A 4,686-nucleotide genomic window follows, 5' to 3' on the forward strand; every position below is an offset into this window, starting at 1 on the left:
CCGCGCAGCCCGCGCAGCTGCTCGGCCAGCACGCCGAGCGCGTCGATCGTGCGGTCCCAGCCCGCGCCGTCGGCCTTGGCCCCGGCGAGCCCGGCGACCAGGCCGCGCACGGCGCGGCGGTGCGCGGGGAACAGCCGCTCCAGGTAGCCCGACAGCGCCTCGGGCAGGGTGAGCAGCCGCAGCGTCTCCGCGGTCGGCCCGCAGTCGACGACGACGACGTCGAAGCGGCCCGAGTCGGCGTAGCGCTGCACCTCGACCAGCGCGAGGAGGTCCTCGACGCCGGGCAGCACGGTCAGCTCGTCGGCGACGAGCTCGTCCACACCGGCCCCGGCGAGCATCGTGCGCAGGTGCCCCTGCAGGTCGCCCCAGGCGCCCTCGAGCAGGTGCCGGGCCTCGATGTGGGCGCCCCACAGGTTCTCGGTGACCTCGGCGGGCTCGGCGCCCAGCTCGGCGTCCAGCGCGTCGCCGAGGGAGTGCGCCGGGTCGGTGGACACGACCAGCGCGGACCGGCCGGTCCCGGCCACGTGCGCGGCCGTCGCGGCGGCCAGGGTCGTCTTGCCGACCCCGCCCTTGCCGGTGAAGAGCACGACGCGCACAGCGCGGAGCCTAACGATCGCGTCCGGGTCGCCGCCGACCGGCTCAGCCCTTCTCGACGCGGCGCTTGAGGCCCTTCAACGCGGCGTCGATGATCACTTTCTCCGCCTTGCGACGGAGCATCCCGATCATCGGGAAGTTGACCTCGACGCTGAGCTCGTAGGTGACGGTGGTGCCGCCGGCGTCGCCGACCAGCCGGTACGCGCCGTCCTGGGCGCGCTGGATGCCGCCCTTGACCAGCGTCCAGGACACCGAGCGGTCGTCGGCGGCCCAGTCGTAGTCGAGGGTGTAGGTGTCCTTGATGGCCCCGGCGTCCATCGCGAAGCGGACCTGGCGGGCGCGACCGTCGGCACCGGCGTCGAGGATCTCGACGCTGGTGATCTGGTCGGTCCACTCGGGGTAGGACGCGAAGTCCGCGACCACCGCCATGACCCGCTCCGGCGGGGCGTCGATGTGGATCGAGGACGAGGTCGCGTCGGCCATGGCGGGAGGCTATCCGGTGGTCAGAACCGGAGCACGTAGGGCGTGCCGTGCGCGCGGAAGTGTCCGGCGTTGACGCACTCGGTGCGGCCGATCCGCGCGCGACGGTGCAGCGGCTGGTGCACGTGACCGAACAGGGCGTGCGACGGCTGCTCGGCCCGGATCCGCGCAGCCAGCGGGGCGCTGGCGATCTCGGCGCGGCGGGTGACGACGTCGTAGGTCAGGCCCGGGTGCGCCGGCGGGACGTGGGTGCACAGCACGTCGGCCGGGCCGAGCGCGTCCAGGCGCGCGGTCCAGTCCTCGTGGGTCACGAAGTGCGGCCGCCAGGGGCCGGTACGGCGCGGGTCGATCCCGGGCGGCAGCGGCACCCCGCCGAGGAAGCCGAACCGGCGACCGCCGATCTCGACCACCCGTCCGTCGGCGCGGGTGACGCCGTCGGTGTCGGGCCAGGCGTCGGGGACGTCGACGTTGCCCGGGATCGCCCAGACCGGTACCCCGAGCCCGCCCAGCACCCCGAAGACCTCGGCGTACTGCGCGGCGACGGCCTCGGCGACGGCGGCGGCCGGGTCGGTGAACCGGGCCCAGGAGCGCTCCAGCAGACCCAGCATCTGCCCGCGCGGCGCCCCGATCCGGCGCATCCGGCCGAACTCCGCGGCCACCTCGGGCCCGAGCAGCCGGGAGATGATCCCGTTGGTCGGGTCGCGGTAGTCGATGAACTCCAGCAGGTCGCCGAGTACCAGCACCCCGTCGGCGCCCTCGGCGGCGCGGGCGAGCGGGACGGTGGCGCCGTGGACGTCGGTGACGACGTGCAGCCGCACGCTCAGGCCGTCCGGTCCGGCCGGAACGCCGACGGCGCGACGCCCGCCGGGCGCCCGTCCTCCAGGCGCCGTTTGAGCGCGAAGGCGTGCGCCTTGAACGCTCGGTGCCGCCGGTCGGACTCCGCGCGCAGCCACCGGCGGCGCCGCAGCCGGCCACCGGGCGGCGGGCCGTCCGGGTCCGCGCGCAGGAAGAAGTGCAGGACGGTGCCGTCGCCCTCCGGCTCGCACCAGACCTCCATGGTCCCGACGAGCGCGCCGGTCACGGTCCAGCGCAGCCCGGCCGGTCCGCGGTCGTGCGCGACCTCGGGGCGCAGGTCGGGCCAGTACGACGGCCACCGGGCCGGGTCGGCGAACTCCGCCGCGACCCGCTCGCGGGGCACGGCCAGGAAGGTCTCGTCGATCACGTCGATCGCGGGCACCCGGTCAGCGTGCCACCCCGTGCGACGGCGCCGGTCACGGGTACCGTCGCGGCCCGGACCGGACCGGCGGCACCACCGACCGATCCGTTATGTCCGAATCGATGTACGTGGACCCTACTCTCCGGTAGGTTCTGCTCCGAGGTGTCGCCGCAGCCGTCGCGGTGACCGCGTTCAGCCTGTCGAGGCCGCCAGGAGGTCGATCCCCGTGCGTGAGTACAGCGTTCCCGCCGCGGTGTCCGTGGGAGACGAGGAATCGCTCTCGGACGCCGTGTTCGACAACGCCGCGCAGCACCCGTCGGACGTGCTCTACCGCCGCAAGGGCGCGGACGGAACCTGGTCGGAGGTGACCGCGGCCGAGTTCGGTGAGCAGGTCACCCGGATCGCCGCCGGGCTTATCGCCGCGGGTGTGCAGGCCGGGGACCGGGTCGCACTGCTGTCGCGGACCCGGTACGAGTGGACCCTGTTCGACTACGCGATCCTCGCCGCGGGCGGGGTCACCGTGCCGATTTACGAGACGTCGTCGCCGGACCAGATCTCCTGGATCGTGTCCGACTCCGGCGCCGTCGGGATCGTCGTGGAGACCGCCGAGCACGCCGCGTCGGTGGAGAAGGTCCGCGGGGACCTGCCCGAGCTGCGCACCGTCTGGCAGATCGAGCCTGCCGCGTCGGCCCCGGACGCCCCCTCGGCGGTCGAGCAGCTGCGCGGCCTCGGCGCGGACACCCCCGACGACGTGGTGCACGAACGTCGCGGCGGGGTGCGCGCCGACGACCTCTGCACCCTGATCTACACCTCGGGCACCACCGGTCGCCCCAAGGGCTGCGAGCTGACCCACCGCAACCTGATCGCCGAGATCCGCACGATCGCCGCGACGATCCCGCACCTGTTCGAGCCCGGGGACTCGGTGCTGCTGTTCCTGCCGCTCGCGCACGTGTTCGGCAAGGCCATCCAGTGCGGCTGCCTGTCCACCCGCACGATCGTCGGCCACTCCCCCGACGTGAAGACCCTGCTGCCCGACCTGGCGGACTTCCGGCCGACCTTCCTGCTGGCGGTGCCGCGGGTGTTCGAGAAGGTCTACAACGGCGCGCGGCTCAAGGCGCACAACGACGGCAAGGGCAAGATCTTCGACGCGGCCGCCGACACCGCGATCGCCTACTCCGAGGCCCTCGACGCGGGCGGGCCCGGCCTGCTGCTCAAGGCCCGGCACGCACTGTTCGACAAGCTCGTCTACGGCAAGCTGCGCGCCGCCGTCGGCGGCCGGGTCAAGGCCGCGGTGTCCGGCTCGGCCCCGCTCGGGGGCCGGCTCGGGCACTTCTTCCGCGGCGTCGGGCTGCCCGTGCTGGAGGGCTACGGCCTGACCGAGACCTCCGCCGGCATCACCCTGAACACCCTCGACGCCCAGCGCGTCGGCTCGGTGGGCCGCCCGGTCCCCGGCTGCGCGGTCCGGATCGCCTCCGACGGCGAGATCATGCTGCGCGGCGACATCGTCTTCCGCGGCTACTGGAAGAACGAGGAGGCCTCGAAGGAGGCCCTGGAGTCCGACGGCTGGTTCCACTCCGGCGACATCGGCGAGCTCGACGACGCCGGCTTCCTCACCATCACCGGCCGCAAGAAGGAGATCATCGTCACCGCCGGCGGCAAGAACGTCGCCCCGGCCGTGCTCGAGGACCGGCTGCGGGCGCACCCGCTGGTCGGGCAGTGCATCGTGATCGGCGACCAGAGGCCGTTCATCTCCGCGCTGGTCACCATCGACCCGGACGCCCTGCCGGGCTGGCGCGAGCGCAACGGCAAGCCCGCGGGCGACGGCAGCTCGGCCGCCGACCTCGTCGACGACCCGGAGCTGCGCGGCGAGATCGCGGCCGCGGTCGAGGACGCCAACCAGGCCGTCTCGCGGGCCGAGCAGATCCGCAAGTTCACGATCCTGCCGCACGACTTCAGCGAGGCCGGCGGCGAGCTGACGCCGACGATGAAGGTCAAGCGCAAGGTCGTCGTGGAGTCCTACTCCGGCGAGATCGAGGCGCTCTACGCGGGGACCACCGCCGACAAGGGCTGACCCCGCCGTCGACGACGGGTCGTGCACTCAGCGCGGCCCGTCGTCGCCGGTCAGGAAGCCGTGCAGGCGCGCCGCCGACGACGGCCCACCCCAGACCCGCCGGACGTGGGCCCGTCCGGCGCGGCCCATCGCCGTCGCCCGGGCGGGGTCGGCGAGCAGGTCCGCGACCCGGTCGGCGACGGCGGCGACGTCACGTCCCGGCACGACGTGGCCGGTCACACCCTCCTCGACGGTCTCCGGCGCGCCGCCGGAGTCGCCCACGACGACGGGCAGCCCCGACGCCGCGGCCTCCAGCAGCGCGATCCCCAGCCCCTCGACGTCGAGC

6 protein-coding genes are annotated in these 4,686 nt (G+C 74.2%); 1 reads left to right on the forward strand and 5 read right to left on the reverse strand.

The annotated features are described in order from the left end of the window. From GTW08_RS13035 to GTW08_RS13050, 4 genes are all read right to left on the reverse strand, one after another. On the reverse strand, positions 1-596 hold a 596-nt coding region (locus GTW08_RS13035), incomplete at its 3' end, for an ArsA family ATPase (protein ID WP_346009900.1). A 43-nt stretch (positions 597-639) separates the two neighbouring features. Further along, the gene (locus tag GTW08_RS13040; RefSeq protein ID WP_161151975.1) at positions 640-1,077 is read right to left on the reverse strand and encodes an SRPBCC family protein; all 438 of its coding nucleotides are present in this window, start codon (positions 1,075-1,077) and stop codon (positions 640-642) included. 20 nt (positions 1,078-1,097) lie between these two features. Further along, the gene (locus tag GTW08_RS13045; RefSeq protein WP_161151976.1) at positions 1,098-1,892 is read right to left on the reverse strand and encodes a metallophosphoesterase family protein; all 795 of its coding nucleotides are present in this window, start codon (positions 1,890-1,892) and stop codon (positions 1,098-1,100) included. 2 nt (positions 1,893-1,894) lie between these two features. Continuing rightward, on the reverse strand, positions 1,895-2,311 hold the full coding sequence (locus tag GTW08_RS13050) for a polyketide cyclase / dehydrase and lipid transport (protein WP_100878143.1): 417 nt from the start codon (positions 2,309-2,311) through the stop codon (positions 1,895-1,897). 205 nt (positions 2,312-2,516) lie between these two features. On the opposite strand from GTW08_RS13050, the gene GTW08_RS13055 reads away from it, so the two are divergent. After that, on the forward strand, positions 2,517-4,361 hold the full coding sequence (locus GTW08_RS13055) for an AMP-dependent synthetase/ligase (protein WP_073574271.1): 1,845 nt from the start codon (positions 2,517-2,519) through the stop codon (positions 4,359-4,361). A gap of 27 nt (positions 4,362-4,388) precedes the next feature. On the opposite strand, the gene GTW08_RS13060 is transcribed toward GTW08_RS13055, so the two are convergent. Further along, positions 4,389-4,686: glycosyltransferase (locus tag GTW08_RS13060; RefSeq protein ID WP_161151977.1), on the reverse strand; the 298-nt coding region annotated here is incomplete at its 5' end.

This window comes from Pseudonocardia sp. SID8383, from assembly GCF_009864975.1.
Classification (GTDB): domain Bacteria; phylum Actinomycetota; class Actinomycetes; order Mycobacteriales; family Pseudonocardiaceae; genus Pseudonocardia; species Pseudonocardia alni.